Annotated in this window: 24 protein-coding genes and 2 tRNA genes; 20 read left to right on the forward strand and 6 right to left on the reverse strand. The window is 60.7% G+C overall.

Annotated features, from left to right (window positions below; all coding sequences use genetic code 11):
• The first annotated feature begins 19 nt into the window (after positions 1-19).
• From HDE80_RS03735 to HDE80_RS03805, 15 genes are all read left to right on the forward strand, one after another.
• Positions 20-1,423 carry an NAD(P)/FAD-dependent oxidoreductase gene (locus HDE80_RS03735; RefSeq protein WP_184668021.1) on the forward strand — a complete coding sequence of 468 codons (1,404 nt, stop codon included), beginning with the start codon at positions 20-22 and terminating at the stop codon, positions 1,421-1,423.
• A complete protein-coding gene (locus HDE80_RS03740) occupies positions 1,416-1,832 on the forward strand; it encodes a DUF3293 domain-containing protein (RefSeq protein ID WP_255483572.1) in 417 nt (138 codons plus the stop codon). Before HDE80_RS03735 ends, HDE80_RS03740 begins: the two co-directional genes overlap by 8 nt.
• A 52-nt stretch (positions 1,833-1,884) precedes the next feature.
• Positions 1,885-2,535 carry a cytochrome c biogenesis heme-transporting ATPase CcmA gene (ccmA, locus tag HDE80_RS03745; RefSeq protein ID WP_184668023.1) on the forward strand — a complete coding sequence of 217 codons (651 nt, stop codon included), beginning with the start codon at positions 1,885-1,887 and terminating at the stop codon, positions 2,533-2,535.
• Complete coding sequence (gene ccmB, locus HDE80_RS03750) at positions 2,532-3,218, forward strand: heme exporter protein CcmB (RefSeq protein ID WP_184668025.1); 687 nt, start codon at positions 2,532-2,534, stop codon at positions 3,216-3,218. Before ccmA ends, ccmB begins: the two co-directional genes overlap by 4 nt.
• A gap of 271 nt (positions 3,219-3,489) precedes the next feature.
• On the forward strand, positions 3,490-4,248 hold the full coding sequence (locus HDE80_RS03755; RefSeq protein ID WP_184603942.1) for a heme ABC transporter permease: 759 nt from the start codon (positions 3,490-3,492) through the stop codon (positions 4,246-4,248).
• Positions 4,249-4,259: 11 nt separating this feature from the next.
• A complete protein-coding gene (gene ccmD, locus HDE80_RS03760) occupies positions 4,260-4,457 on the forward strand; it encodes a heme exporter protein CcmD (RefSeq protein ID WP_184604135.1) in 198 nt (65 codons plus the stop codon).
• A gap of 34 nt (positions 4,458-4,491) precedes the next feature.
• A complete protein-coding gene (gene ccmE / locus HDE80_RS03765) occupies positions 4,492-4,959 on the forward strand; it encodes a cytochrome c maturation protein CcmE (protein WP_184668027.1) in 468 nt (155 codons plus the stop codon).
• Positions 4,956-6,938 carry a heme lyase CcmF/NrfE family subunit gene (locus tag HDE80_RS03770; RefSeq protein ID WP_184668029.1) on the forward strand — a complete coding sequence of 661 codons (1,983 nt, stop codon included), beginning with the start codon at positions 4,956-4,958 and terminating at the stop codon, positions 6,936-6,938. Before ccmE ends, HDE80_RS03770 begins: the two co-directional genes overlap by 4 nt.
• On the forward strand, positions 6,935-7,477 hold the full coding sequence (locus tag HDE80_RS03775; RefSeq protein ID WP_184603937.1) for a DsbE family thiol:disulfide interchange protein: 543 nt from the start codon (positions 6,935-6,937) through the stop codon (positions 7,475-7,477). The genes HDE80_RS03770 and HDE80_RS03775 overlap by 4 nt, the downstream gene beginning before the upstream one ends.
• Positions 7,477-7,935, forward strand: a complete 459-nt coding sequence (locus HDE80_RS03780; protein WP_184668031.1) for a cytochrome c-type biogenesis protein — start codon at positions 7,477-7,479, stop codon at positions 7,933-7,935. The genes HDE80_RS03775 and HDE80_RS03780 overlap by 1 nt, the downstream gene beginning before the upstream one ends.
• Entirely contained in the window at positions 7,932-8,993 is a 1,062-nt protein-coding gene (locus HDE80_RS03785; protein ID WP_184668034.1) for a hypothetical protein, read from the forward strand. Before HDE80_RS03780 ends, HDE80_RS03785 begins: the two co-directional genes overlap by 4 nt.
• Positions 8,993-10,240, forward strand: a complete 1,248-nt coding sequence (locus tag HDE80_RS03790; RefSeq protein ID WP_184668036.1) for an alpha/beta fold hydrolase — start codon at positions 8,993-8,995, stop codon at positions 10,238-10,240. Before HDE80_RS03785 ends, HDE80_RS03790 begins: the two co-directional genes overlap by 1 nt.
• 127 nt (positions 10,241-10,367) lie before the next feature.
• A complete protein-coding gene (locus tag HDE80_RS03795) occupies positions 10,368-10,949 on the forward strand; it encodes a cysteine dioxygenase family protein (RefSeq protein ID WP_184603930.1) in 582 nt (193 codons plus the stop codon).
• Positions 10,950-10,974: 25 nt separating this feature from the next.
• Positions 10,975-11,060 (forward strand) — tRNA-Leu (locus tag HDE80_RS03800).
• A gap of 591 nt (positions 11,061-11,651) precedes the next feature.
• Positions 11,652-13,301: an FAD-dependent oxidoreductase gene (locus HDE80_RS03805; RefSeq protein WP_184668038.1), complete on the forward strand. Its 1,650-nt coding sequence runs from the start codon at positions 11,652-11,654 to the stop codon at positions 13,299-13,301.
• Positions 13,302-13,397: 96 nt separating this feature from the next.
• Here HDE80_RS03805 and HDE80_RS03810 read toward each other — a convergent pair whose 3' ends face one another.
• Positions 13,398-15,338 carry a formylglycine-generating enzyme family protein gene (locus tag HDE80_RS03810; protein WP_184668053.1) on the reverse strand — a complete coding sequence of 647 codons (1,941 nt, stop codon included), beginning with the start codon at positions 15,336-15,338 and terminating at the stop codon, positions 13,398-13,400.
• 100 nt (positions 15,339-15,438) lie between these two features.
• Here HDE80_RS03810 and rnd point away from each other — a divergent pair, with 100 nt between their 5' ends.
• From rnd to HDE80_RS03825, 3 genes are all read left to right on the forward strand, one after another.
• Positions 15,439-16,554, forward strand: a complete 1,116-nt coding sequence (gene rnd / locus HDE80_RS03815) for a ribonuclease D (protein WP_184603921.1) — start codon at positions 15,439-15,441, stop codon at positions 16,552-16,554.
• Between the two features lie 102 nt (positions 16,555-16,656).
• Positions 16,657-16,732, forward strand: a tRNA-Ala gene (locus HDE80_RS03820).
• A 766-nt stretch (positions 16,733-17,498) separates the two neighbouring features.
• A complete protein-coding gene (locus HDE80_RS03825; protein WP_184668820.1) occupies positions 17,499-19,166 on the forward strand; it encodes a diguanylate cyclase in 1,668 nt (555 codons plus the stop codon).
• A gap of 20 nt (positions 19,167-19,186) precedes the next feature.
• Here the strand turns inward: HDE80_RS03825 and HDE80_RS03830 are convergent, their stop codons facing one another.
• From HDE80_RS03830 to HDE80_RS03850, 5 genes are read right to left on the reverse strand one after another with little or no spacing between them, the layout of a single operon-like run.
• Positions 19,187-21,472, reverse strand: a complete 2,286-nt coding sequence (locus tag HDE80_RS03830) for a thiamine pyrophosphate-dependent enzyme (protein ID WP_184668060.1) — start codon at positions 21,470-21,472, stop codon at positions 19,187-19,189.
• Positions 21,473-21,511: 39 nt separating this feature from the next.
• Entirely contained in the window at positions 21,512-22,114 is a 603-nt protein-coding gene (locus HDE80_RS03835; RefSeq protein ID WP_184668061.1) for a glutathione S-transferase family protein, read from the reverse strand.
• Positions 22,108-22,608 carry a hypothetical protein gene (locus HDE80_RS03840; protein ID WP_184668063.1) on the reverse strand — a complete coding sequence of 167 codons (501 nt, stop codon included), beginning with the start codon at positions 22,606-22,608 and terminating at the stop codon, positions 22,108-22,110. The genes HDE80_RS03835 and HDE80_RS03840 overlap by 7 nt, the downstream gene beginning before the upstream one ends.
• Complete coding sequence (locus tag HDE80_RS03845; RefSeq protein ID WP_184668065.1) at positions 22,605-23,153, reverse strand: GNAT family N-acetyltransferase; 549 nt, start codon at positions 23,151-23,153, stop codon at positions 22,605-22,607. Before HDE80_RS03845 ends, HDE80_RS03840 begins: the two co-directional genes overlap by 4 nt.
• Positions 23,154-23,169: 16 nt before the next feature.
• Entirely contained in the window at positions 23,170-24,339 is a 1,170-nt protein-coding gene (locus HDE80_RS03850) for an acyl-CoA dehydrogenase family protein (protein ID WP_184603912.1), read from the reverse strand.
• A 67-nt stretch (positions 24,340-24,406) separates the two neighbouring features.
• On the opposite strand from HDE80_RS03850, the gene HDE80_RS03855 reads away from it, so the two are divergent.
• Positions 24,407-25,060 carry a hypothetical protein gene (locus HDE80_RS03855; RefSeq protein WP_221437414.1) on the forward strand — a complete coding sequence of 218 codons (654 nt, stop codon included), beginning with the start codon at positions 24,407-24,409 and terminating at the stop codon, positions 25,058-25,060.
• Between the two features lie 134 nt (positions 25,061-25,194).
• Complete coding sequence (locus HDE80_RS03860) at positions 25,195-26,070, forward strand: DMT family transporter (RefSeq protein WP_184604130.1); 876 nt, start codon at positions 25,195-25,197, stop codon at positions 26,068-26,070.
• The last annotated feature ends 19 nt before the right edge of the window (positions 26,071-26,089 follow it).

Raw genomic sequence — 26,089 nt, forward strand, 5'->3', positions numbered from 1 at the left:
ACCTTCTTTGGAAAGCGGCATGGCGAAGCAACCCATTACCCTCATCGGCGGTGGTCTGGTCGGTGCACTGTTGGCCCAGCAGCTGGCGCAGCGCGGCTTTGCCGTCGAAGTATTCGAGAAGTTTCCCGATCCACGCTTTATCGGCTTCTCGGGTGGACGCTCGATCAATCTGGCCCTGGCTGAGCGAGGCTTGCAGGCTCTGCGCACCGCAGGCCTGGCTGACGATGTGCTGCGCCACGCCGTGATGATGCGTGGCCGGATGGTGCACGGTCGCGAAAACAGCACCAGTTTGCAGCGCTATGGCGTCGACGACAGTGAAGTTATCTGGTCGGTCTCACGCAGCACCTTGAATACCTTGCTGCTGGATGCCGCCGAGGCCGCAGGTGCGCAGATTCACTTCGGCCAGTCGCCGCACAACATCGACTTTGACAGCCAGCGTATGGACGTCACCGATGCGGCCGGAGCCACGCGCAGCGTGCCCTTCGGCATGCTGATTGGTGCCGATGGTGCCGGCTCCGGCGTGCGCGCCGCGATGAACGCCTACGCACCGCTGGGCGAACGTATCGAATCGCTGGGGCATGGGTACAAGGAACTGGAAATCCCCCCCACCGATGAACTGCCCACCTCACTCGTACGCGGCAACGGCGCCTACGGCCCGTTCGCGATCGAGCCGCATGCACTGCATATCTGGCCGCGCGGCGGCTATATGTGCATCGCGTTGCCCAATACCGAAGGCAGCTTCACGGTGACGCTGTTCCTGCCGAATGATGGCAGCGCACCGAGCTTTGCCAGCCTGCCGGATTCAAACGCCGCGGCGGCTTTTTTCCGCGAAGACTTCCCCGGCCTGCTGCCGCTGATCCCCAAATTTGCCGAAGATTACGACGGTCATCCCGTCGGCACCCTGTCTACGCTCTATCTGGACCGCTGGCATCTGGACGGTCGCGCGCTGTTGATCGGCGATGCCGCCCACGCGATCGTGCCGTTTCACGGCCAGGGCATGAACTGCGGTTTCGAGGACACCGTGGTGCTGACCGATCTGCTGGCCGAGGCACCGTGCGACAGCGCCGATGTATTTGCCGAGTTCCAGCGAATCCGCCAGCCCGATGCCAACGCGATTGCCACCATGGCGCTGGAAAACTACATCGAGATGCGCGACTCGGTGGCTGATCCGCACTATCTGGCTAAACGCGAGCTGGGTGTCCTGCTGGCCGAGCGAGCACCAGAGCACTACATGGCCCGCTATCGCATGGTTACCTTCACCCACCTACCCTATGCCTACGCGCTCGAACGCGGGCGGGCGCAGGACGCGCTACTTGATGAGTTGTTGCACAACTCGAACGATATCGCCAGCGTCAATCTCGATGCAGCGGTCACCCTGCTCAAAAACCGCCTGCCGCCATTACCTCCACTTCGTCATGATTGAAACACTGCTGCAGGCCTATGGCGAAACCGACTACCTGGTTTGCCTGAACGCCGCGACGTGGGCGTGCATTCGTATCGATCAGACACTCCCGGAGTCTTTGCAGCTAGAGGTTGGCACACGCTCGTGGGGATTTATCACGGCATGGAATCCTCACTCGAAAGCCAGTGCATCGGCTGACAATCATGTTGCGCAGCATGCGTTGCTTGTGGCACTGCAAGCCCTACCTGAAAGCGTGATCTTTTCCGCCATCGGTATCGGCAACAGCGGCTGGTACGAACCCAGTCTCTTCGTGATCGGCCCCGATCAATCAACGCTTGATGCGCTGGCTCATCGCTATCAACAAAACGCCTATAGTTTATGGCCAAGGCAGCGAGATCGCTCATTTACGCGTCTTGTCTCCTTGAGTTGATGACAGCACGCCGCATGGACAAGCGCCTCGCGCATTGCGGACAATCAAGGGAATGACTGCCGCTCCTACTGCTGCTCCCAATAACACGCCCCTGCTTGAAGCGCGGGCCCTGAGCTTTCATCGCCAGGAAGAACCGGTATTTGCGGCACTGGATTTTCGTCTGTGCGAGGGCGAGCTGGCCCTTATTGAGGGTGACAACGGCAGTGGCAAGACCACCCTGATGCGGATTCTCGCCGGTTTGCTGCATGTCGACGAAGGCGAACTTTATTGGCGCGGCGAACCACTGCTGCAGCGCGACCGCTGCATCGGCGAAATTCTTTTCCTCGGCCATCAGCTGGGGCTGAAAGCCGATCTCAGCCCATCGGAGAATCTGCGCATTTCCCTCGGCCTGCACGGCTGCCGCGAGCAGGTCAGCATCGCTTCGGCGCTCGCCGAGATTGGCCTGAGCGGTTACGAAGATGAATCCGTGCGCCGACTGTCCGCCGGCCAGAAAAAGCGCGTGGCGCTGGCCCGGCTGCTTTTGCTTCCGGCCACACTGTGGTTGCTCGATGAGCCTTACGCCAACCTCGATCGCACCGGTATCGCACTGGTTAATCGGCTACTGGAAAATCATCTCGCGTGCGGTGGCGCAGCGCTGGTCGCCAGCCATGGTACGGTGAGCTTTCACGGTGGCGAGCCGCAACGCATCCGGATGCATGCATGAATCCGCCGGGACTCACCACCGCCTGCGCAGCAATGTTGCGGCGCGATCTCACGCTGGCGTGGCGACGACGCGGCGATATCGCGATGCCGGTGCTATACGCACTCATCGTCACGATGCTGTTTCCGTTTGCGCTGGGGCCGGAAGATACCCTGCTGCAACGCATTGCTGGCGGCGTTGTACTGGTTACGGTGCTGCTGGCGATGCTGCTGGCACTCGACGCCATGTTCTCCAGTGATATCGAGGACGGCTCACTGGAGCAGCTGGTGCTGGCCCCGCAGCCGCTGGCGCTGATGCTGGCGATGAAGATCCTGGCCCATTGGCTGACCACGGCGCTGCCATTGATCGTGATCGCGCCGCTGCTGGCCGGCATGTTGCACCTGCCTACTGCCGTGATGCCGGTGCTGGTGCTGGCCTTGCTGCTGTCGACACCGATGCTCAGCCTGCTGGGCGCGATTCTGGTGGCGCTGACGGCCGGCACGCGGCGCTCTGGTATGCTGCTCGCTCTGATGTTGTTACCGCTGTGCGTGCCGGTCGTGATCTTTGCCGCAGGCGCCGTGGCAGCATCCCAGCAAGGGTTGCCCTGGCTCACCCCCATCGCCTGGCTGGGCGCTGCGCTGGTGCTATTGCTGGTGCTGGCACCCCTGGCTTGCGCGGCCGCTCTTCGTATTGCTCTGGACGCTTAAAGAGTCTGCCCATGATCTCCAACCCCCCCGCGTTGCCATTGAGCGGTCGCCAGGCGGTAGTGCGTGGCGCAGTGCCTGACTGGTGGTCAGGTCAAGTCGCGCGCTATCGCCTGGTGGCCGCTCAATGGCAACCCTCCGGGTCAGGCCTGTTTGCGCACATGACCGCGTCATCGCTCAGTCGTGTATCGACATACACTCCTTCTCTCTTCCTTGTCCTGCGCGCAAACAGTTTCCGACGCGGGGGCTTTGGAGATCATGGGCAGACTCTATGATGTCCAAGTGGATTCCACTCTGGCTGCACAAACTCGGTTCGCCGCCGACGTTCTACCGGTTCGCTGGCACATTGCGGCCATGGATGCTCGCGCTTGCACTGCTGACTGGCGCGATCGCGCTTTACGGCGGCCTGGTCATGGCACCGGCGGATTACCAGCAGGGTGATGCCTATCGCATCATCTTCATCCACGTGCCCAGCGCCTGGATGAGTTTGTTCATTTACGGCGTCATGGGCTTTGCCGCCTTTCTGGCCCTGGTCTGGCGGATCAAGCTGGCGGAGGTGGTAGCGATGGAGTCGGCGCCGATCGGGGCTGCCTTCACCTTCATCACCCTGGTCACCGGCTCGCTCTGGGGTAAGCCGATGTGGGGCACCTGGTGGACCTGGGACGCACGGCTGACCTCCGAGCTGGTGCTGCTGTTCCTGTATCTCGGCGTGATCGGTCTGTATCACGCGTTCGAGGATCGCCGACAGGGTGCGCGCGCCGCGGCCTTTCTCGCGCTGATCGGCATCATCAACGTGCCAATCGTGCATTTTTCGGTGAACTGGTGGAACACCCTGCATCAGGGTTCGACCATCCGCCTGCTCGGCCCCTCGACCATCGCGCCAGGCATGCTGTGGCCGTTGCTGACCATGATGCTGGCGACGAAGTTTTATTATCTGGCCAGCCTGTTTGGGCGCGTGCGCACCGACCTGCTCGATCTGGAAAGCGGCAAGGACTGGGTGCGCACGATTGCCACGGGAAGCACGCACCAATGAACGCCAGCTCGCTGCAACACTTTCTGGCAATGGGTGGTTATGCCGGCTATCTGTGGCCGGCGTACGCAGTATTTTTCATCGTGCTGCTGGCCGACTTTTTCGCGCCCCTGCTACGCCGTCGCCGGCTGCTGCGCGAATTGCGTTCAAGGCTGGCACGCAAGGCCGTGCGTCAGCAGCGCCAGGCACCTACTCCGACCGAACCGGCTTGATGCCGGAGCGTCAACGAACGTCGCAAGAGCATCCATGAACCCCACCCGCAAACGCAGACTCATCGTTGTTCTATTGGTTGTCGCCGCCGCTGCCGTCGCGGTTGGCCTGGGCGTTTTCGCCCTGCAGCAGAACATGAATTACCTGTTTACCCCGAGCCAGGTACAGACCGGTGAGGCATCGAGCCACAAGACCTTCCGACTCGGCGGCATGGTCAAGGCCGGTTCGATCCAGCGCAGCAAGAGTTCACTTCTGGTCACTTTTACTGTGGTCGATGCCGATGGCGCGATGCCGGTCGAATACACCGGCATCCTTCCCGATCTGTTCCGTGACAATCAGTCGGTGATCGCCACCGGCCATATGGACAACGCCCATTTCGTTGCCACCGAAGTGCTGGCCAAGCACGACGAAACCTATATGCCAAAGGAATTGAAGGACGCGATGGCGAAGGCGCACAAGGGCAAACCAGTGCCGGAAGGCGGCGACATGGGTGGCTCGCCGTGACGCCGGAACTTGGCCAGATCGCGCTGATCCTCGCGCTGCTGCTGGCGCTGGCGCAAAGCATTCTGCCGATTATTGGCGCATGGCGAAACAACAGCGCCATGATGGCGGTGGCGCGTCCTGCTGCGTTTGGCCAGGGATTTTTCGTGGTGCTGGCCTTCGTGCTGTTGGTCTGGGCTTTTCTGCGCTTCGATTTCTCGGTGCAGTACGTGGCCGATAACTCCAACCTCGCCCTGCCCTGGTACTACCGCATCACCGCCGTGTGGGGCGCGCACGAGGGTTCGATGCTGCTGTGGATATTCATCCTCAACGTATGGACCCTGGCGCTGGCGTTGTTCAGTCGGCAGCTGCCCGAGGCGTTTGCTGCGCGGGTACTCGGCGTACTCGGCATCATCTCGGTCGGATTCATTGCCTTTATCCTGTTCACCTCCGATCCGTTTGGACGTCTGTTGCCGATGCCACCGGACGGCGGCGATCTGAATCCGGTGCTGCAGGATCCGGGCATGACCTTCCATCCGCCCGTGATCTACATGGGCTACGTGGGCTTCTCGGTGGCATTCGCCTTTTCTATCGCCGCGCTGCTTGGTGGCGAGCTGGAGCAGGCATGGGTACGCTGGGCGCGGCCTTGGACGAATATCGCGTGGGCGTTTCTCACCTGCGGCATCGTCGCCGGCAGCTGGTGGGCGTATGCCGAACTGGGCTGGGGCGGCTGGTGGTTCTGGGATCCGGTGGAGAACGCCAGCTTCATGCCGTGGCTGGTCGGCACCGCGCTGATCCACGCGCAGGCGGTCACCGAGAAGCGCGGCTCGCTGCGTGCATGGACGATCCTGCTGTCGATTTTCGCTTTCTCGCTGTCGCTGCTGGGCACGTTCCTGGTGCGTTCGGGCGTGTTGACCTCGGTGCATTCATTTGCGTCGGACCCGCGCCGCGGCCTCTTTATTCTGTGCTTTTTGATTTTTGTCGTCGGCGGTTCGCTGCTGCTGTATGCGCTGCGCGCGCCGAAAGTGGCCGGTGGCAAACCCTTTGCCGTGGTGTCGCGGGAGAGCGCGATCCTGGTCGGCAATCTGATGTTTACCGTGGCCGCGGCGATGGTGCTGCTGGGCACGCTGTTTCCGCTGATCGGCGATGCGCTGAATCTGGGCAAGATCTCGGTCGGGCCGCCCTACTTCGGCCTGCTATTCCCGCTGCTGATGTTGCCGATCGTGCTGTTGCTGCCGTTTGGCCCGTACCTGCGCTGGGGTAAAGGCGAGCCTCAGGTATTGAAGCGCGTGATGCTACGCGCCCTGCTTGCCGCTGTCGCTTGCGCGGTCGTCGCGGCGTTTTTTGTCGACGGCAAACTCAAGGCGATTGCCGGCGTGGCAGCGGCCGTCTGGGTCGCGGTCGGCGTGCTGCTTTACATCGTCAAGCGCTGGCGTGAAATGCCGCGCGGCCGGCGTTATCCCGCCGAGATGGCCGGCATGCTGTTCGCGCACGCCGGGGTGGCGATTTTCCTGATCGGCGTGCTGCTCTCCGAATCGCTCAGCGCTACCAGCGACGTACGCATGGCACCTGGCGACACCAAACAGATTGGCGGCTATGACTTCCGCTTCGATGGTGTGCACGAGACGCAGGGGCCGAACTGGCGCGCCGATCAGGGCACAGTGATGGTTACCCGCAACGGCGAGCCGGTGGCGGTGATGCATCCGCAGAAGCGCACCTATACGCGCGAGCAGATCCAGACCGAGTCGGCGATCGACCCGGGCGTCACCCGCGATCTTTACGTCGCGCTGGGCGAGCCGATGGACAAGGAGCATATCGACGGTGCATGGGCACTGCGGCTTTACTACAAGCCGTTCATCCGCTGGCTGTGGTTCGGCGGACTGATGATGATGTTGGGCGGCTTTGTCAGCGCCGGCGATCGTCGGTTCCGCGTGCGTCGCCCGGCCAATGCCGATGCCCCCGAGCCAGTTGGCGCGGCGTTGCTATCGGAGACCCGCGCATGACTCGTCTGCTGCCCTTCATCGGTTTCCTGCTGCTGGCCGGCCTGCTCGGCTTCGGTATCTGGTGGAACACCGGACATGACCAGACGGCGATCCCTTCGCCGCTGATCAACAAGCCTGCGCCGGATTTCAAATTGCCTTTGCTGTACGAACCGGCGCAGACCGTGAGTCGCGCGTCGCTGATGGGCAAACCCTATCTGCTGAACGTCTTCGCCAGCTGGTGCATAGAATGTGGGGTGGAGCATCCGGTACTGCAGGCGGAAGCGCCGACGCTGGGCGTGGCCCTGGTCGGCTACAACTACAAGGATGCGCCGGACGATGCGAAAGCATGGCTGGCAACCCACGGCAATCCCTACAGCGTGTTGATGGCGGACACCAGCGGACAGACAGCCATTGACTTCGGTGTCTACGCTGCGCCGGAAAGTTTCCTGGTCGATGCGCACGGTGTCATCCGCTACAAGCACATCGGTCCGATAACGATGGATGTGGTCAACGATGAGTTGAAACCGGCGATCGCATCGCTGCAGCAGGAGCCGCATTGATGCGTACGTTGCCGCGTATCTTGTTGCTCGCGCTGCTGCTGTTTGCCGGCGCGGCCTTCGCTCAGGCGATCGAGCCGCTGCCATTCAAGGATCACGTCGAAGAACTGCGCTACCAGCACCTCACCGCGCAACTGCGCTGCCCGATGTGCCAGAACGAAACCCTCGCCGACTCCAACGCACCGATCGCACGCGACCTGCGCAACCAGATTTTTCAGCTGATGCAACACGGTCGGAGCGATGCGCAGATCAAACAATATCTGGTCGACCGCTATTCGGAGTTCGTGCTGTATGACCCGCCGGTGGCGCGCAATACGTGGCTGCTGTGGTTCGGGCCGCTGCTGATCCTGCTGGCAGGAGCTGGCACCGTGTTCGCTACCATTCGCAAGCGCAGCCGTGCAGTGACGCCGGCGACATCACCCACGGCACATGCCACGGTCGATGAAGGGGATGATTGGTGAAGCCAGCCTTCGTGATTGCCGTCGTGGTGATGGTCATCATCACCATTGCCGTCGTCGTAGCACCCCTGCTCCGCCGCGGCCGTCAGCAGGGGCATTCGCGCAGCGTGTTCGCGCTCGCGCTGTTCGTCATCGTTGCAGTGCCTCTGCTCACACTCGGCCTGTATCTCAAGATCGGCACGCCAGCCACGCTCGATGGTGTCGCCGTGCAGCCGCCGGCGATGACGATCGATCAGGCGCTGGCCGATCTGCACGCGCACCTGGCGCAACAGCCGGATGATCTGCGCGGCTGGTCACTGTTGGCACAAACCAGTATGGCCATGCATCAGCCTTCCGACGCACGCGATGCCTACGACCACATGTTGAAACTCGACGCCGGCAGCACCGAAGCGATGGTCGGCTGGGCCGAAGTCGACGCCGTGCTGCAGCCCGGCCACGTGATGGGCGAACGTGCGCGTGATCTGCTCCGGCAGGCGGTGCAGAAGCAGCCGGATAATCAGCGCGGTCTGTGGCTGCTCGGTATCAGCCAGTTCCAGCAAAACCAGTTTGCCGAAGCCGCCGCAACCTGGCGTCATCTGCAGCCGATGCTGCAACCCGGCAGCACGGTGGCCAATGCTGTCGCCGAGCAGATTGCAGCCGCCGATGCACATGCCGGTGGCGCGTCAAACTCAGCGCCAAAATCCACCAATCCCACCACAGGCAACGCTGTACCCGGTGGCCCAGCCCTGCAGGTAAAGGTACGCCTGGCGCCGGCATTGAAGGCGCGTATCGGCAGTGGCGACACCCTCTTTATCTATGCCCGTGCGCCCAATGGCCCGCCTATGCCGCTGGCTGTTGCGCGCATGGACGCAAGCACACTGCCGGTCAGCATCACGCTGACCGATGCCATGGCGATGACGCCCCAGTTGAAGCTCTCATCGGTATCCCAAGTATTCGTTGGCGCACGCGTCAGCCACAGCGGTCAGGCCATCGCGCAGCCCGGCGATCTGGAAGGCGACGCCGGCGTGGTAGCGGTCGACTCCACGAAATCAATCAATATCACCATCGACACGGTGCACTGATGGGCGACGCACGCCAGTACTTCGCCCTACCCTCGCCGTTCGCGATGAAACGCGGTGGCGAACTGCACGGCGCACATGTTGCCTACGAAACCTGGGGCACACTGAATGCCTCGCGCGATAATGCCGTGCTGATCCTTACCGGCTTGTCGCCCAGCGCTCACGCCGCATCGAATGCCGGCGACACGTCGCCCGGCTGGTGGGAAGCGATGCTTGGCGACGGCAGCGCTATCGACACCTCGCGCTGGTTCGTGATCTGTGTCAACTCGCTGGGCAGCGACAAAGGCTCCACCTGCCCCGCCTCGATCGATCCAGCCACCGGTGAGGCCTACCGGCTGAATTTCCCCGACCTGTCGCTGGAAGATGTGGCCAATGCAGCACACGCCGCCGTCAGCAGCATTGGCATCACCCAACTGGCGTGCCTGATCGGCTGCTCGATGGGCGGCATGAGCGCGCTGGCCTATATGTTCTTGCATCCCGGCAGTGTGCGCACCCATATCAGCGTCGACACCGCACCGCAGGCACAGCCGTTTGCCATCGCCATCCGCTCGCTGCAACGCGAGGCGATCCGGCTCGATCCGAACTGGAAGGACGGCAATTACGATATCCAGGGACGGACGAGTGCCGCGAGCGTCCCAAAAGGGGATACCCAAAGAACGGGCAGAGGAAGCGCCGAAGCGACCGATATCCACGACGCCCAAGGATGGGCTAGTGTCGCGAGCGCAGGACGCGCAGGAGCGACCGCGGCGGAAGGTGGCACCTATCCCGATATCGGTATGAGTATCGCGCGCAAGCTCGGTGTGATCACCTATCGATCCGCGATGGAATGGAACGGCCGTTTCGCCCGCATCCGGCTCGACCCCGAGCAACGCGACGACGACCCATTCGGCCGCGAGTTTCAAGTCGAGTCCTACCTCGAAGGCCACGCGCAGCGCTTCGTACGCACCTTCGATCCGAACAGCTACCTCTACCTCTCGCGCGCCAGCGACTGGTTCGACATGGCCGAATACGGCAACGGCAGCGTGCATGAAGGGCTCAAGCACATCCACGTCGAGCAGGCCATGGTGATCGGTGTCAGCACCGATATCCTGTTCCCCCTGCAGCAGCAGCAGGAGATTGCCGAAGGTCTGGAGGCTACGGGTGCGCAGGTGGAGTTCGTCGCGCTCGATTCACCCCAAGGCCATGATGCGTTCCTCGTCGACATCGAAAATTACAGCAAGGCCATTGGCGGATTTCTCGGTCGGATCTAGTCGCACAGCGGAATCCAGCGCCTCAGCATGACTGGCATTTTATTTTCTCCCGCCACCGGCGACCGCATCGCCTATAATCCAAAGCGACGCAACGTCTTCTCGCTTCACCTGATTTACGGAGCCCACCATGCTCACACTCGATTTCCCCGGTAGCCGCACGCTCATCGATACGATCGACGAAGCCGTGAGCAAGCATTCCACCCCCGCCATTACCGATAGCCTGCGCAACAGCCTGTGCAAGCTGATCCGTAGTAACGAGGTCAAACTCCCCGCCTGCGTGTTCGAAGCCAACGAAGGTCACTATGCCCGGCGCGAGCTGTATTGCAGCGAAGACCATGGCTACTGCGTCGTCGCGATGACCTGGGGCCCGGGCCAGGGCACGTTGATCCACGATCATGACGGGATGTGGTGCGTGGAAGGCGTGTGGAACGGCGCGCTTGAAGTGGTTCAATACGAACGGATGGAAAACGAGGATGCTCGCTATCACTTCCGCCCCGTCGGTTCGATTCAGGCCGGTCCAGGTTCGGCCGGCAGCTTGATACCGCCGCACGAGTACCACACTATCCGCAACCCGAGCGACGACTCCATCGCGGTGAGCCTGCATATCTACTCCGGCCGCATGACCCGCTGCGCCGTGTTCCAGCCATTGCCTGACGATGGCTGGTATCACCGCGACGAACGTCAGCTGGGGCTCGACCAAATCCACTGATCCCGGCATAATGTGCAGCTGATCTGCCGGTGTGGCGGAATGGTAGACGCGGCGGACTCAAAATCCGCTGGCAGCGATGTCGTGTAGGTTCGAGTCCTATCACCGGTACCAGATCAGGGTTTCAAGCAGTATCAGCGAGACCCATGAAACACCCCAAGCCCGCATAACAGCGGGCTTTTTCATGCCAGCAGCGCCAACATCAACATCGGGTCCAGCCCATTTGTAGCTCGACGCTTGATCGAGCAACGCCACAGTTAAGGGGCAATTGGCGTCTGCGTTGAATGCAACGCATTGCCCGGTCGCTATCGCACCTCAGGGTCACTTCGAAACGATTGCGGGACAGGACGATTGTGCTGAAGCTGCCGATTGCAGGGCCACGCTAGGTCGCGGACTTAAGTCAGAACGGACGCTCGGTTTTGGTACCGTTGGACGGGAATCGTGTGAATAGCGTTCCGTTTCACGATCGGTGAAACGGAACAGCCCCTGACTATTTGGCATATAGCGAAAGAACATCGAAAGGTGGGCTGTCCAATTCTGTAACAGAGTTGATCCCATACTTGTCTGCCAGCCAGCGATGGCATTCTCGATCTCTCGTTCCCAACGCGCCGTTGCGAACCCACTGTCAAGCCTCGGGTCAGCCACTGCACCAGAAAAAGGAAGCCTCGGCTCCTGCCACTGAGCATCCAGACGAAGAACATCCGCATGCGTAATTCTCGATTGAATCATTGGTTCAAAAATTTTCAGCTGCCCGCGGCACTGCTGCTCGCAGGCACCAGCAGTATGGCGATGGCTCAGGTGCAACCACATGTATACGCCCATCAATACGATCTGGTCGTTTATGGTGCCACCCCATCGGGCATCAGCGCGGCCGTGGAGGCCGCGCGCCATGATCTGCATGTCGCGATAATCGAGCCAGGCGCGCACATAGGCGGCATGATGGCAGGTGGCCTGAGCCGTACCGATACTGGCAACAAGATCGTGATCGGTGGTATCGCCCGCGAATTCTTCGAGCGCGTCGGCGCTCGTTATGGCCGGCCAATCGAATGGAATTTCGAGCCACATGTGGCTTCGGCAGTGTTCGACCAGATGCTGCGCGACGCGCATGTCGATATCTACATGAACAAACCCATCCTGGAACAAGGGGGCGTGCAGAAACAGGGCCAGACCATCCTCGCCTTGGCTACTGCCGACAATCAGTTGTTCCGGGCAAAGGTGTTTATCGATGCGACCTACGAAGGCACACTGATGGGTGCATCCGGCGTGTCCTACACCTGGGGTCGCGAGAGCGAGAACAAATATGGCGAGGGCTTGGCCGGTTACCGCGTAGCTGATCAATCCGGGCCGAGCCGGGATAACTTCACCACGCAGGTCTCGCCCTATGCCGCGAATGGCACCTTGTTGCCGGGAGTACAGTCCAGTCCGGACGAAAAGCTGGGAGATTTCGACGGCAAGATCCAGGCTTACGGATTCCGTCTTTGTATCACTCAGCGCGACGACAACAAGCTGCCGTTTCCCAAGCCCGTAAACTACCAGCCGGCCGATTATGCACTGCTGGCACGCCAACTCGAAGCACTAACGGTTGCCCATGGCCACGCACCTGATTTGGGTGAATTAGTCAGCCTGGGAGCGCTGCCGAACGACAAATTCGACGTCAACGACTTGGGTGCGATTTCCACCGATGACCTTGGCTCAAGTTGGCGCTATCCGGCGGCTAACGCGGCGCAACGTGCCACGATCTGGCAAGCGCATTACGATTATGAGGCGGGTTTCTTTTATTTTCTCGGTCACGATCCGAGCGTACCCGTTTCGCTGCGCAATGAAGTCAACAGCTACGGCTTGGCCAAAGATGAATTTATCGCCAATCACGGCTGGCCATGGCAACTCTACGTACGCGAATCGCGACGCATGTTGGGCGAATATATCCTGACCGAGCGCGATCTTGAAAACGATCCGGTAATTGATCGAAGCAAAACAGATGCGATAGGCCTAGGTTCCTACGCCATGGATATGCATAACGTGGAGCGCATCCCACTCTCCAATGGCCTAGTGCAGAACGAGGGCGGCACGTACGTGCCGGTCAAGGCGTATCAGATTCCGTACCGGAGCCTGTTACCCATGCCGAGCGAAACCGACAACCTGCTGGTCACAGTGTGTTTGTCGGCCAGCCATGTCGCCTATGCTTCGTTACGCATGGAACCCCAGTACATGATCGTCGGCCACGCTGCAGGTCTTGCGGCGACGTTTGCCGTGCATGGGGATACTACCGTTTACCAAATTCCGCTGGCAGCCATGCAGGCGCAGCTGAAAACCGAGCATGCCGTGCTGGACATCCCGAACACAACTGCTCAGTAGCTGGCAGTTACGGCACCTATGTAGCGCCCGACGCAAGCGGCAGTGCAGAGGTCGAACACGACCTCGATTTGTGCCGTCTATCCGTAGCGTCGGTGGCTACTGCAGTTCGCGCACCACGCGAAACCCGATCCGGCCACTGCGTACGCTGCCATCGGTACCTTGACGATAGGCCGAATTCACCTGATCCGGTGAACTGCCCCACGAGCCGCCGCGCACCACGTGCGCACTGCAACCAGGGTTAAGCCACGCGCTGCCGTCATTGGGCGATCGCACGTAACTTTCGTGCCAGCAGTCCTGCACCCACTCCGAGACGTTGCCATCGATGTCGTAAAGACCGAATGGGTTGGACGCAAAGTGCATCACCGGCGCCGGACCCCAGTAGCCATCGCGATAGCCGCGAAAAGCGTTGCTCCAATGACGGCCGTTGCGCGAACGGTCGCCGGAGCCGGTGAGGTTTTCCACCAGTTTGGTCGGTGTGCCGTCGCCCCACCAGTAGCGCGTGCTGGTACCACCACGCAGCGCGTATTCGAATTCGGACTCATTCGGAAGCCGGTAGATTTTTCCGGTGCGCTGGCTGAGCCAGTCAGCGTAGGCCTTGGCGTCGTTCCACGAAATATTGATCACGGGCAGATCGTCTGCGGCCTTGTTGCCGACGTAATCGTCCTGCCAGCTGGCACGCTCGTCATCATGCATAGCACCGCTGCGCTCGTCGTAGATGCTGGCGCCGCCCAACTTTATCGAGTCAGGCACGTAACCGCTGTTGCGCACAAACTCGCGGAACTGTCCGACAGTGATGGCGCTGCGTGCCATCGCAAAACCCTTGTCGAGGGTGACTGGGTGTTGCGGCTTTTGGTTCTGGCTGTAACCATCCTGATTGTCCGGCGCACCCATCTGGAAACTGCCGGTGGGAACCACCAGCATCGCCGGCGATTTGCCCGGCATATCGACGTAGCCATCGCTGAACACCTGACCGGGTTTGTAACCGGCGTAGAGCCGCGCATTGGTCAGCTGATTCTCGAACTCAGTCAGGCCGCTCAGGTTCGGGTTGATCTGCTGTGCCTGCGTCGCGAGCTTGCTGGCCAACGCAAGATTGCCGCCGTCCAGCGCCGAGTGCGCCTGTGCCAGCACACCGCTGGCACGCTGCTGGCGCATGTCGTCGACACGCTTGCTCACATCCTGCATCTGTTGCGAACCGGGACGGATCGCCTGCGCTTCGGCAAGCGCCCGGTCCGCATCGACGAAATTGCTCTGGGCCAGACCGGCCAGCGCGCGATCGAGCACCGCGCGCTGCACCTGCATGATGCCCTGCTCAGCCACCGCGTTTTGCGGATCCAGCTTCTGCACCTGCCGATACATATCCAGCGCGCTGCCGTCGACCGGTTGATCGGCCTTGCCCTGCGCCAGCAAGGCTGCGCCTTTGGCCAGCATCGGCCGCACCTTGGTCAGGGTTTTCAGGTTGGCAGACAGCAGTGCGACATCCTCAGCCGCATTGGGCAGTGTACGTAGCGCATCGAGCTGATCTTTCGCTGCATCGGCATCGCCCACGGCAATATCCTGATCGATGTCCGCGACGAGTCGTGCCTTCACATCGAACAGCCCCTGCGCGGCACGGCGACTGTCCGGCTTGGCTTTCAGCGCTTGCGCGAACAACGTAGCGGCACTGTTCTTGTCACCGGCCACCTGACCGGCCTGCAGTGCCTTGGCGGCACGCGTCAGCAAGTCTTGAACGGCCGGCGGATCGGCACTCAGCTGTTCGGGCAGGTCGGCCTTCTTTTTACTGTGCGCAACAATCACACTGGTGGAGGCGAGTGTCAGCGGTGGCCCGGCGTTGACCTCGGCGATCGCTGGGATGTCCGTTGGCGCGATATCTCTGCCCGGCACGGCCTCACCCATCGACATCGATCGGCGCGGCGCCTGCGTGGGATCGACATGCAGCAGGCGCGGGAAAAAGTGATACGTCAACGCAAATCCCAGCACAATGATGCCCGCCGCTCCGCCAAGCGCGCGCTGATTGCGCAGAATTGCATTGCTCGGCATGGATGGGCGTCCTGAGAGTGGCCTGTTATCGTGCGCTGCCCACCATAAGTACAAACCGCCGCCAGGGCAATGCATGCCCGGCGCTTTCAAAGGAAGTTTGATGTCACTGCCCGACACCGCCAGCGCCGACTGGATTGATAATCGCGATGCGCTGCAGTCGTGGCTGGCCGGCATACCTGATGACGCGGCGATCGGCCTCGATACCGAGTTCATGCGCCGCAATACGTTTTATCCGCAACTGGCGCTGCTGCAGCTGGGTTGGAACGGCCGTCACGCGCTGATCGATCCGCTCGCCTTCGAGATCGGCGGCGCGCTGCAGCCGCTGCTCGGCGACGGTGCAGCCGTCACCATCATGCATAGCGCCAGCGAGGATCTGGAAACGCTGTCGCCGATGCTGCCGAACGGCCCGAAGATCTTGTTCGATACGCAAATCGCGGCGGCCTTTGTCGGCATGGGCCTGGGTATCAGCTACCGGGCGCTGGTCGCCGAGCTGGCCGGCGTGGAACTGGACAAGGGCGAGACGCGTTCGGACTGGATGCAGCGCCCGCTGACAGCGTCGCAAACCAGCTACGCCGCATTGGATGTGGTGTATCTGAAAACCATCCACGAGCAGCTCAGCGACCGGCTACACCAGCGCGACCGCAGTGCGTGGCACGCTGAAGATTGCGAGCGGCTGAAGCGTCGTGCCAGCCAGCGCGCTGGCGATCCGCAACCCCAGCGCGCCATGCGCGGCGCCGCCGACTGGACGCCCCCCCAGCAGGCATTGCTACGTCGGCTGCTGCTATGGCGCGACCGCAGCGCACGCCAGCTCGACGTGCCTCGCCCGTGGCTGCTGGACGATACACTTGCCCTGACCTTGGCCCAGCATCCACCCGGTAGCCCGAGTGAACTCGATCAGCGCAGCCGCGGCCAGCGTGCGTTGCGATCCGCCCAGCGCAGCGAGCTGTTCGATCTGCTCGTGCCGGCAGTCAGCACCGAAGAAATAACCGCGACCGCCAGTATTCCTGGCCATCCGCAAGGCGAAGCGAAAAAGGCGCTCGGCGCCATGAAGGACAGCGTTGACACCCTCGCCGGTGAGCTTGATCTGCCGCCCGGTTTGTTGTGCCCGCGAAAAGTATTGGAGGAATACGTCGTCACCACCGAGTGGCCGGAATTTCTCGACGGCTGGCGCCGCGACGTGTTGCACGACCGCCTCAGCAACCTTTTGCCCAACTAGATCTTGATATCCACCCCCTATCGGCTCGAAAGGCGGCACATGGCGAGCCCGGCAGGGCCTTGGCGAATCCCGCCACGCGCTGCTAACATCCTTGACTCAAGTGGGGCGGTAGCTCAGCTGGGAGAGCGCTGCGTTCGCAATGCAGAGGTCGTGGGTTCGATCCCCATCCGCTCCACCAATTACCCCGGGAAAGCAGCGTATTACACCCTGCGGTGTGATGCGCTGTTTTGCTTCTTGGCTCGGATTAACGAAGACGCTTCACTACGCCTGCCCGGCCGATACGCATTTTCCCGGCAACATCGTGCGCACGACCGATGTGTATACAGGTGGCTACGCGGGTGGGATGACGGCACATGTTCAGGTACACGCCCATTCCGCATAACGATCAACACGGCATCGTCATCTTGCGTATTTAGTGACACTCCACGTCGGGTTTAGCTGCTCGAAGCTTGCCTTGTGAAGCTCTTATCCGGGGTCGCAAACGACCGTGACAACCGTATAACACCGACCAATCCATGCCAATGACCCATTTGAGTCACTGGCACGTATCGTGCTGCGATGCCATTTGAACAGCCACTTGGATATGATCGAAGTCAAGCTACAAATGGGGCACGAATCGACTTCTGGCGCCATGAGATATGACGTTCACCGAGCCTTGGCAGCAAATGCCTAAACTGGCTCGCTGTTGTCTGACGTCTTGAGATTGGGGCTGTCATTGAAGCGGCAATGGGACTGCGGGAAATAGCCGTCTATTGGCTATGTCTACGAATAACGATCTATCAAGTTGTAGACGAGGTTTCGCTATTCAAATAGATGAAAAATTGAATTTTCTTCTGTTAGATCCTTGCATAAGGAAGACAAGATAAGTGGAGAGGTGGATCACATTAACGGCATCAGGTCGCTATCAACGACTCTGGGCTGGTTTCGTGCTTTGCCTGGTGTGGATGGGCTCCGTTCACGCATCCGCGCAGCTCAACGGTGCATGGCGTCCCGCTCTCTCAACAGATACGCCGCAAACGGTAATGCAGGAATACCTCGACGGTCAGCTCAAAGGCTTTGACCCATCGATTCTTCAGCGATTTCAGGTCAGCGCACTCGGAAGTTGGGTGGTCATCGTGCCAAAGCCGCCCTGGGATAACAACGAACGTGTATTGACGATTTATCCGCCGCCGTTCGATACGGTGACGGTGTACGAGCAAGACCAGACCACGGCACTGGCTCTGGACGATTTCAAGGTTTCCGCGCATGGTCATGGCCGGCTGGCCTGGCGCGTGCCGCTGAGCCAGGCCGCTTCGGTGCCTATCCTGCTGAAGTTCGAACCGTCCGTCACCTTGAGCGCACCGGTACGCTTTGAAATACAGCCATGGAACGAGTATCTGCAGCAGGATGCACAGTGGCTGGTTTTCGCCAGCGCCTGCTTTGCCATCATGCTGGCGATGGTGCTGATGGCCCTGTGTTTTGCCCTGATGCTGCGCGACATCACGTTTGCCTGGTATGCCGGCTTTATCCTCTGTTACACGTTCATCCAGGGCGTGCAGACCGGCTTCCTTTTCCACCCGCTCGAATGGGAATGGTTGTCCGGCATGGGCATGACGAGCGGTTCGATCGCCGTCGCACTATCGGTAGCATTTGCCTCGTTGTTCATGATGCGGTTTTGTGAACTGCGTACCCGCGCGCCACTCCTGCGCGTACCGGTTATCGCGCTGGCCGTCGGCATGAGCCTGCTGGTGATGATGCGCTGCAGCCAGATCGCATTGCTCACCGACACGGCGCAGATCCTGCTCAACCCACTGCTGATGATCGGCGCAGTGCTGCTCCTGCTGTCGGCCATCGCGGCCGGTATACGAGGTTCGCGACAAGCGTGGTTTTTCCTGCTCGGCTGGACGCCATTGCTGTTGCTCAACGCCATGACCAGTGCCCAGGCCAACGGCGCCCTGCCCAGTCTGGATTGGCTCAACGACGCCAGCCTGGCCGGCGGTGCATTTGAAGCCATCGTGCTGTCGCTGGGCCTCGCAGATCGGGCGCTGAGGCTACGCCAGGATCGCGACCTCGTGCGTGTGCTGGCTGATCACGATGCGCTGACCAATACCTTGAATCGCCGAGCATGGAGCGAGCGAGCCAACATTATTCTGAGCTCGGGCGAGCCACGCCCGGTTGCCCTGCTGTTTCTCGACCTTGATCACTTCAAGCTGCTGAACGACTGCCAGGGCCATAACGCCGGAGATCGTGCGCTGGTGGCCGTTTCCAGAGCGCTGAGTGCCGAGCTGCGACCGACCGACATCTTCGGTCGCTACGGCGGCGAAGAATTCGTCGCACTGATTGATGGCACCACCGAAGAACACGCAATGCACGTGGCAACTCGCCTATGCCGCCGCGTGCATCGACTGGAAATTCCGGTCAACGAGAACGTTATGTTGAGCATCAGCATCGGTGTGGCCATGCGCCGGGACGACGACGACGTGGAATCACTGGCGGAACGTGCCGATCAGGCCATGTACACCGCCAAACTCGGCGGTAGAAATCAGGTCAGTCTTTATAGTGGCATCAAGTCATCGGCAACATCTACGTCTTCCGGCTTGCACGTTGTTGAAAAGCGCCGCAGGGATATCTGAGTTCGGCATTGCAGCGAGCGCTATTGCGAGGCCAGCTGCTGTGCGGCTGCAACTATTTCAGCTTCGCCCGGCAACACCAGCAAGGCCGCCCCCGCCAACGGCGTGAAGGTGTCGGCGCCCACCACACGATGCATCGGCGTGGCGCCGCTGCCACCTTCCACGATAGCCGTGATCACGCCTTCGCCAACGCCTGCGCTGCGCCGCCCCTCATCGAGCACGAGAATGCGTTTGGCCGTCTTGGCTTGAGCTGCGATAAACGCATTATTGAGTGGCGCCAGCCAGCGCAGGTCGACCACGCGAACCTTCCAGCAGTGATTTGCCTCGATGGTTTTGGCGGACCGCAACGCCATCGGTACGCCATTACCAAAGGTGAAGATCACCAGGTCGTTGGCCGACTCGTTGTAGACACGCCCCTCACCCAAGGTCATCGCCTGATCGAGCGCGGGATACGCGAACTGCCACTGGCCATCACCGGCTTCGTACAAATCCTTGGTCATGTACAGCGCGATGGGTTCGAGGAACGCGCAGACGCGACCGTCAACTTTCGCCAGGGCCATCATCGTACGCAGCATCGTCGCCGCATCGTCGCCGCGACTGGAGCAACCGACCACCAGCCCCGGAATATCGCGCAAGGCGGTAATCGAGTTGTCGTTGTGAAAGTGTCCGCCAAAGCCTTTCTGGTAACCCAGTGAGGCCACACGCATCACCATCGGATTGCGGTACTGATCGTTGGAGAAAAACTGCAGCGATGCCGCTTCGCCACGAATCTGATCGCAGGCGTTGTGGAAATACGCCAGATACTGGATTTCCGGCAGTGGCAGCATGCCCATATTGGCGTAGCCCTGGGCCAGACCGAGAATCATCGTTTCGTCGAGCAGCGTGTTGAACACGCGACTGCCCTTGAAAACCTTGTTCAATCCCTTGGTCACGGTGTAGACGCCACCCTTCTGCGCCACATCCTCGCCAAACAACAGCGACTGCGGATACTTGGCCAGCAGGTCATGCAGCGCCTGATTGATCTGGATGGCCAGATGACGCGGCGGTTGGTTCTCTGGCAGCTTTGCTTCACTGCCGAATACGGCAAGGCGCTTGTCGACGTGATCAGCGCGCGTGGCTTCGGCCTTCACCGCTTCGGGCGTGTATGGTGCCAGCGGCTTCATTACGTCGATCAGCGAAGTGAGGCGCGGGCGCAAGTCGGCATCTTCGGCCGCCGCGAAACAGCGCTTGCGGGTGCTTTCATAGAGATTGAGCAGCGCGTCCTTGCTGTAAAGGCCGGACTCCAGCGCGATACCCGCCGAACGCAGCAGTGGGTCGGTGGATTCCACACTGACCAGCTCCTCGATGCTGCGCCACTCAATCTCGAAATCGGTGCCGGCGTGTCCCATCACGCGCGTCGTCTTCAGGTGCAGAAACGTCGGGCGACGTGTGCCGCGGCAATGCTCCACCGCGCGCCGCACTTGTGCATAGCCCTCCGCCAGATCCAGTCCGTCGGCAAAGAAATAATCGAGATTGGAGCGCTGCTGAAAATTGCTGGCGACCCAGCCGGTCGGCGTTTTCACCGAGATGCCGATGCCGTTGTCCTCGCAAACGAAAAGCACCGGCGCCGGCAGCTTCTGGTATGCCGTCCACGCTGCCGTGTTGAACGCGGTCTGCGCCGTAGCGTGATTGCTCGATGCATCGCCGAACGAGCAAACGGTGATGCTGTCCTCGGGAATCGGCAAGGTATGGCCGATGCGCCGCGCCTGCTCGATCGCTACCGCGGTACCCAGTGCCTTGGGCAGGTGCGAGGCGATGGTCGACGTCTGCGGCAACACCCACAGCGGCTTGCTACCCCAAACCTTGTGACGGCCGCCCGAGGCCGGATCATCCTTGCTCGCCGCAAAGCTCAGCGCCGAATCCATCACGGGGTCACGTGGTTTTCCATCAGTGCCCGGCAACTTGCGGAAGCGCTCGGCCATGAAACCACCCGAGCGATAGTGCAGAAACGCCGGGTCGGTATGCCGGGTCAATCGCGCCACCATGGCATTGCCTTCGTGACCGCTGGAACCGATCGTATAGAACACCTTGTTCTGCACGCGCAGCACGCGCGCCATCAAGTCCAGATGGCGGCTGATCAGCTGCGATTCGAGCAATTCGCGAAAGCCGCGGGCGTCGAGCGCGCTGCCCGGCAGTACAGGCTGATCATCCCGCGGCACGTCATGCGCCTCGCCCTGCCACAGCTGTACGAACTCGATGAAGTTCTGATCGACGATCTCAGCTCGGTTGAAACCCTTGTGACGCGCGGCAATGGCGAACGGAATGGACATGAGCTCGATATCGGAATGATGAATGGGTTTGCGAAAAGGTCAGCGCTGCAATGGCGAATGACCGGGCTGCGCTTTCACGCGCGCCAGCCATGCCGTAATAGCCGGATAGATGGCCAGATCGAAACCACCGTCGCTGGCGCAGTGGGTATACGCGTAAAGCGCAATATCGGCAATGCTGTAGCAGTCGCCGACGAACCATTCGTGTTCGTGCAGATGCTTCTCCATCACGGCCAGCGCCTGCGCACCGCGCTGATGCAGTTGCGGCAATTCCGAACGACGCGGGTGATCCGAGGTCAGATAAAGCGAAATGAAGCGTGCCACCGCGATATATGGCTCGTGGCTGTACTGCTCGAAAAACAGCCATTGCAAGGTCAGCGCACGCAACCAGGCATCGCCCGGCAAGAGCGCGGTGCCTTCGGCGAGGTAACAGAGAATCGCATTGGACTCGGCCAGTCGACGGCCATCGTCCAACTCCAGTAGCGGTACCTTGCCATTGGGGTTCTTGGCCAGGTACTCCGCCGTGCGCGTATCGCCATGAGCACTATCCACGTCAACCCAGTGATAAGCGCGGCCGAGCTGGTCCAATAGCATCTGCAGCTTGTAGCAGTTGCCGGACGAACGCATACCGTAGATGGTCAGCATGGCTTGCTTCCTTTTATCGATTCCAGCAGGGTCACACGTTGCAGGTCTTTGGGACGACCAAAGATCTTCAACACGCGTATTTGTTCCGCGATCATGGGAACGGGTATGGCCAGATCGGCAAAATCTACCGTAATGGTTTGATCTATCTGCAATGGCTCCCAGCCATGGGTGCCGAACACTTCAAGACCACCCATGACCTCTACCGGCAGGGCGGAAAATGCGAAGCGCGCAAAGTGCGATCGAAAGCGGTCTGCGCCAGCTGGCACATAATCACCGACACGATTGGCTTGCCAGTGCTCGATCAATGTTTCCGCATCACGAACACTGGTAAGTACATCCAGATCAACCACCACGACCTCGGCACCGACAAGCCATGCAGCAGCGCTGCCGATCACGGTCCATGGATCTCGGCAGCAACTTTGCAAATCCGGCAGTGCGATGACGAGTGCATCATGCAAGACCGCCTGCGTTTGAGCATGCAGGGACTGATTCACCCGCGGACTCGGCGTTTCCGCCATTGCTCGCGTGTCTGGCCCCAGATCTCGATGGGATGATCCTGAAACGGCTCGGGCATGCGGCCAGGCCGCAGCAACTGCGAACCAAGCTTGTGTGCCACTGCTTGCGAAGCGAGGTTGTCCGGCGCGATGCAGTGGATGATCTCATCCCATCCCAGCACGTCGAAAGCCCAGTCCATGGCAGCGACAGCGCCTTCTGGCGCATAGCCCTTGCCCCACGCTTCGCGTACCAGGCCCCAACCCACTTCCGTACCCGGCCAGCCTTCCGGCTGCCACGGGCCGAGCCGACCAATCCAGTGACCGGTGGATTTCTCGATCACCGAAAACATCGCGTAACCCTGGATCGCCCACGCGCCAGCCATGCTGAGAAACCCACGCCATGCCACAGCACGTGATTGCGGACCACCGATATGCCGGGAACCTTCGTCATCAGCCATCAGCGCAGCCCACCCTTCGAAATCCTCTGCCCGCATGGGGCGGAGAATCAGCCGATCCGTTTCGATGCGCAGCGAATCGAGATCCATGTCGCGGTACTCCGCTTCAGAATGCGTTGATACCAGTGAGCTCACGACCAACCACCAGCTCGTGCACGGTTTCGGTGCCTTCGTAGGTGATCACCGATTCCAGATTGAGCGCATGACGGATCGCGCCATGTTCGGTGGTGATACCTGCACCGCCAAGGATGTCACGGCACTGGCGCGCGATATCGATCGCCATGCGGCAGTTGTTCCACTTGGCCAGCGACACCTGAGTCGGCTGCATCTTGCCGGCATCCTTCAGACGGCCGAGCTGCAGCGACAGCAGCTGCGCCGTGGTGATGCGGCGGGCCATGTCGGCCATCTTCAACTGCACAGCCTGATTGGACGATAGCGGACGATCAAACAGGATGCGTTCGGCGGTGTAGTCGAGCACTTCCTTCAGGCAGGCCTGCGCGGCACCGATCGGACCCCAGGTAATGCCGAAGCGCGCCTGCGTCAGGCAACCCAGTGGACCTTTCAGGCCCTTAACGTTAGGCAGGCGAGCGCTGTCGGGCACGCGTACGCTGTCGAAGAACAGCGCGGATGTGACCGACGCGCGCAGACTCATCTTCTTGTGGATTTCCTGCGCCTTGAAGCCAGCCGTATCGGTGGGCACGACGAAACCCTGAATACCGTCCTCGGTCATCGCCCAGACGATGGCGATATGCGCGAGGTTGCCGTTGGTGATCCACATCTTGGCGCCGTTGATGACCCAGTCGCCGCCATCCTTTTTTGCGTTCGTTTTCATGTTGGCCGGATCGGAGCCACCGTGCGGCTCGGTCAGGCCGAAGCAACCGATGATCTCGCCCGCCGCCATACCCGGCAGGTACTGGCGCTTCTGCTCTTCACTACCGTAAGCAAAGATCGGATACATGCACAGCGAGCTTTGCACCGAGGCGAAGCTGCGCAGACCCGAATCACCGCGCTCGAGCTCCTGGCAGATCAGGCCGTAACTGACACTGTTCATGCCGCCACCGCCGTATTCCTCGGGAATGGTCGCGCCCAGCAGGCCGAGACTGGCGATTTCCGGGATCAGTTCTATCGGGAAACGCGCCTGATCGAAGCAGTCGCCGATGATCGGCAGCACGCGTTCATCGACAAAACGGCCAACGCTGTCCTGGACCATGCGCTCCTCGTCGGTGAGCAGTGAACGGACATCGTAAAGATCGAGCGGATCGAGGCGCGTAGCCATGGTGAAGGTCCAAAGTGGTCAGGCAATCCGCCTAGTGTAGCGGGGACGAGGATGAGGGTCACCGGCAGTGACACTGACGGCAGGTATCGGTAAAGCCCGCTGCACGGCGTCCTGTCAGCGTTCTAAAAAGAAAACGTCGGCGGATCGGCTCTGCAAAGCCACCACCGGCAGCCACCAAGGCTTCCACACCCCATCGTTAGAGGAGTTTTCCATGCGCACTGTCCTTTTCGGGCTGCTGATTGTTCTGCTTGCCCTCACCTCTCATGCCGCCAACGCGGCGCCGCAAACCGCCCAATCCGCTGTCGCAAGCCGCAGCGCTGAGTATGTCGATATCAGCGAATACCTGACCAGCGACGCGGATATCAACGCGTGGTATAGCGCCACCAGCCAACTGAGGAAGAACTTCGACGACGTTTGCGGCGACACGTTCTGCGAGGGCGACTACAGCAACATCCAGTCACTCGATTACCGCTGCTCAGTGGAGAAAAACACCGGCGTCATCGGGCGCTGCGTCTGGGTATTCGCCGCCAGCAATACGGAAGTGAACGCGAAAACCGGCAACATCCTCGTCGACAACCAGCACTGGCGCTGCCGCAGCCCGCTGGCGCCGAAGACACGTATAGCCGATCTCATCGCAGCACTGAATGTGACCAATCCCATACACGCGATTCTGCCGGGAACGAGCAAGTCGATTTACGACGGATTGGTCGACTGTCTCTGATCCAAACCGGCACGCCAGCTTTTGCTGGTGTGCCGGTAAACAGTGCAGTTGGCCGAAATCTGAAAACCTTTCATGCGGCGAACTTTGGAAACACGGATACTGTGGCTATCCCTAGTTTCGAAAAGCTGCGAAAAATGTACAAAGGTGTGCTGCTAGGTTTCATGGCGTTCGCGGCGTATGCCATCAGCGATGCGTTCGTGAAGATGCTGCGCGGTTCGCTGCCGTCGTATGAGGCAGTGTTTTTCGGCGCCCTGCTCGGCCTGACCGCACTGCCCTTCATAAAACGCAAAGGTGATCGCTGGCGCGAAGTGCTGATCGCCAAGCGACCAAGCCTGTGGCTGGTGCGTGCGATCTTCGGTGCCATCGGCAGTACGGCCGCCGTGATCAGCTTTACCGCACTGCCGATGGCCGAAGCCTTTGCACTGATTTTCCTGATGCCGATCTTCGTCACCATCCTGTCGGTGATATTTCTCAAGGAGCATGTCGGCTGGCGCCGCTGGTCGGCGGTGATCGCAGGGTTTATCGGTGTGCTTGTGGTGCTGCGGCCGGGCTTTCGCGCCTTGGGCATCGGTCACCTTGCCGCACTGGTCTGCGGACTGTCCGGCGCGATCTCGATGATCGCCTTGCGCATGACCGGCGCGCAGGAAAAGCGCATCACGCTTTATGGCGCCGGCGTGATCGGCCCGCTGCTGCTTACCGGCATACTCATGCTGTGGGACTTCCGTTGGCCGCAGTGGCACCAGTGGCTGCTCTTGCTCGGTTATGGATTACTCGCCGCACTGGGCGCCGTATTGCTGATGCTTGCTACGCAAAAAGCACCGGCCAACCATGTCGCGCCGACTCAATACAGCCAGATGCTGTGGGCGGTGGCATTCGGCTACCTGTTGTTCAACGATCCACTGGACTGGCCGATGCTGATCGGCATCGTGATCATCCTGGCTTCGGGACTTTTCACATTTGTGCGGGAATACAAAGTCACGCGCTGGTGGAAGCGGACCAGGATGGTCTGAGGCCGCCAAGCTCGACGCC

Source organism: Rhodanobacter sp. A1T4, assembly GCF_014207185.1.
Taxonomy (GTDB): Bacteria; Pseudomonadota; Gammaproteobacteria; order Xanthomonadales; family Rhodanobacteraceae; genus Rhodanobacter.

Coding starts and splice junctions, on each gene's coding strand:
- HDE80_RS03795 (WP_184603930.1), top strand. CDS start 10,368: ATGCTCACACTCGATTTCCCCGGTAGCCGCACGCTCATCGATACGATC.
- HDE80_RS03735 (WP_184668021.1), top strand. CDS start 20: ATGGCGAAGCAACCCATTACCCTCATCGGCGGTGGTCTGGTCGGTGCA.
- HDE80_RS03850 (WP_184603912.1), bottom strand. CDS start 24,339: ATGGCTACGCGCCTCGATCCGCTCGATCTTTACGATGTCCGTTCACTG.
- HDE80_RS03805 (WP_184668038.1), top strand. CDS start 11,652: ATGCGTAATTCTCGATTGAATCATTGGTTCAAAAATTTTCAGCTGCCC.
- rnd (WP_184603921.1), top strand. CDS start 15,439: ATGTCACTGCCCGACACCGCCAGCGCCGACTGGATTGATAATCGCGAT.
- HDE80_RS03810 (WP_184668053.1), bottom strand. CDS start 15,338: ATGCCGAGCAATGCAATTCTGCGCAATCAGCGCGCGCTTGGCGGAGCG.
- HDE80_RS03825 (WP_184668820.1), top strand. CDS start 17,499: ATGGGCTCCGTTCACGCATCCGCGCAGCTCAACGGTGCATGGCGTCCC.
- ccmE (WP_184668027.1), top strand. CDS start 4,492: ATGAACCCCACCCGCAAACGCAGACTCATCGTTGTTCTATTGGTTGTC.
- ccmB (WP_184668025.1), top strand. CDS start 2,532: ATGAATCCGCCGGGACTCACCACCGCCTGCGCAGCAATGTTGCGGCGC.
- ccmA (WP_184668023.1), top strand. CDS start 1,885: ATGACTGCCGCTCCTACTGCTGCTCCCAATAACACGCCCCTGCTTGAA.
- HDE80_RS03740 (WP_255483572.1), top strand. CDS start 1,416: ATGATTGAAACACTGCTGCAGGCCTATGGCGAAACCGACTACCTGGTT.
- HDE80_RS03830 (WP_184668060.1), bottom strand. CDS start 21,472: ATGTCCATTCCGTTCGCCATTGCCGCGCGTCACAAGGGTTTCAACCGA.
- HDE80_RS03780 (WP_184668031.1), top strand. CDS start 7,477: ATGCGTACGTTGCCGCGTATCTTGTTGCTCGCGCTGCTGCTGTTTGCC.
- HDE80_RS03845 (WP_184668065.1), bottom strand. CDS start 23,153: ATGGATCTCGATTCGCTGCGCATCGAAACGGATCGGCTGATTCTCCGC.
- HDE80_RS03755 (WP_184603942.1), top strand. CDS start 3,490: ATGTCCAAGTGGATTCCACTCTGGCTGCACAAACTCGGTTCGCCGCCG.
- HDE80_RS03860 (WP_184604130.1), top strand. CDS start 25,195: ATGTACAAAGGTGTGCTGCTAGGTTTCATGGCGTTCGCGGCGTATGCC.
- HDE80_RS03835 (WP_184668061.1), bottom strand. CDS start 22,114: ATGCTGACCATCTACGGTATGCGTTCGTCCGGCAACTGCTACAAGCTG.
- HDE80_RS03775 (WP_184603937.1), top strand. CDS start 6,935: ATGACTCGTCTGCTGCCCTTCATCGGTTTCCTGCTGCTGGCCGGCCTG.
- HDE80_RS03790 (WP_184668036.1), top strand. CDS start 8,993: ATGGGCGACGCACGCCAGTACTTCGCCCTACCCTCGCCGTTCGCGATG.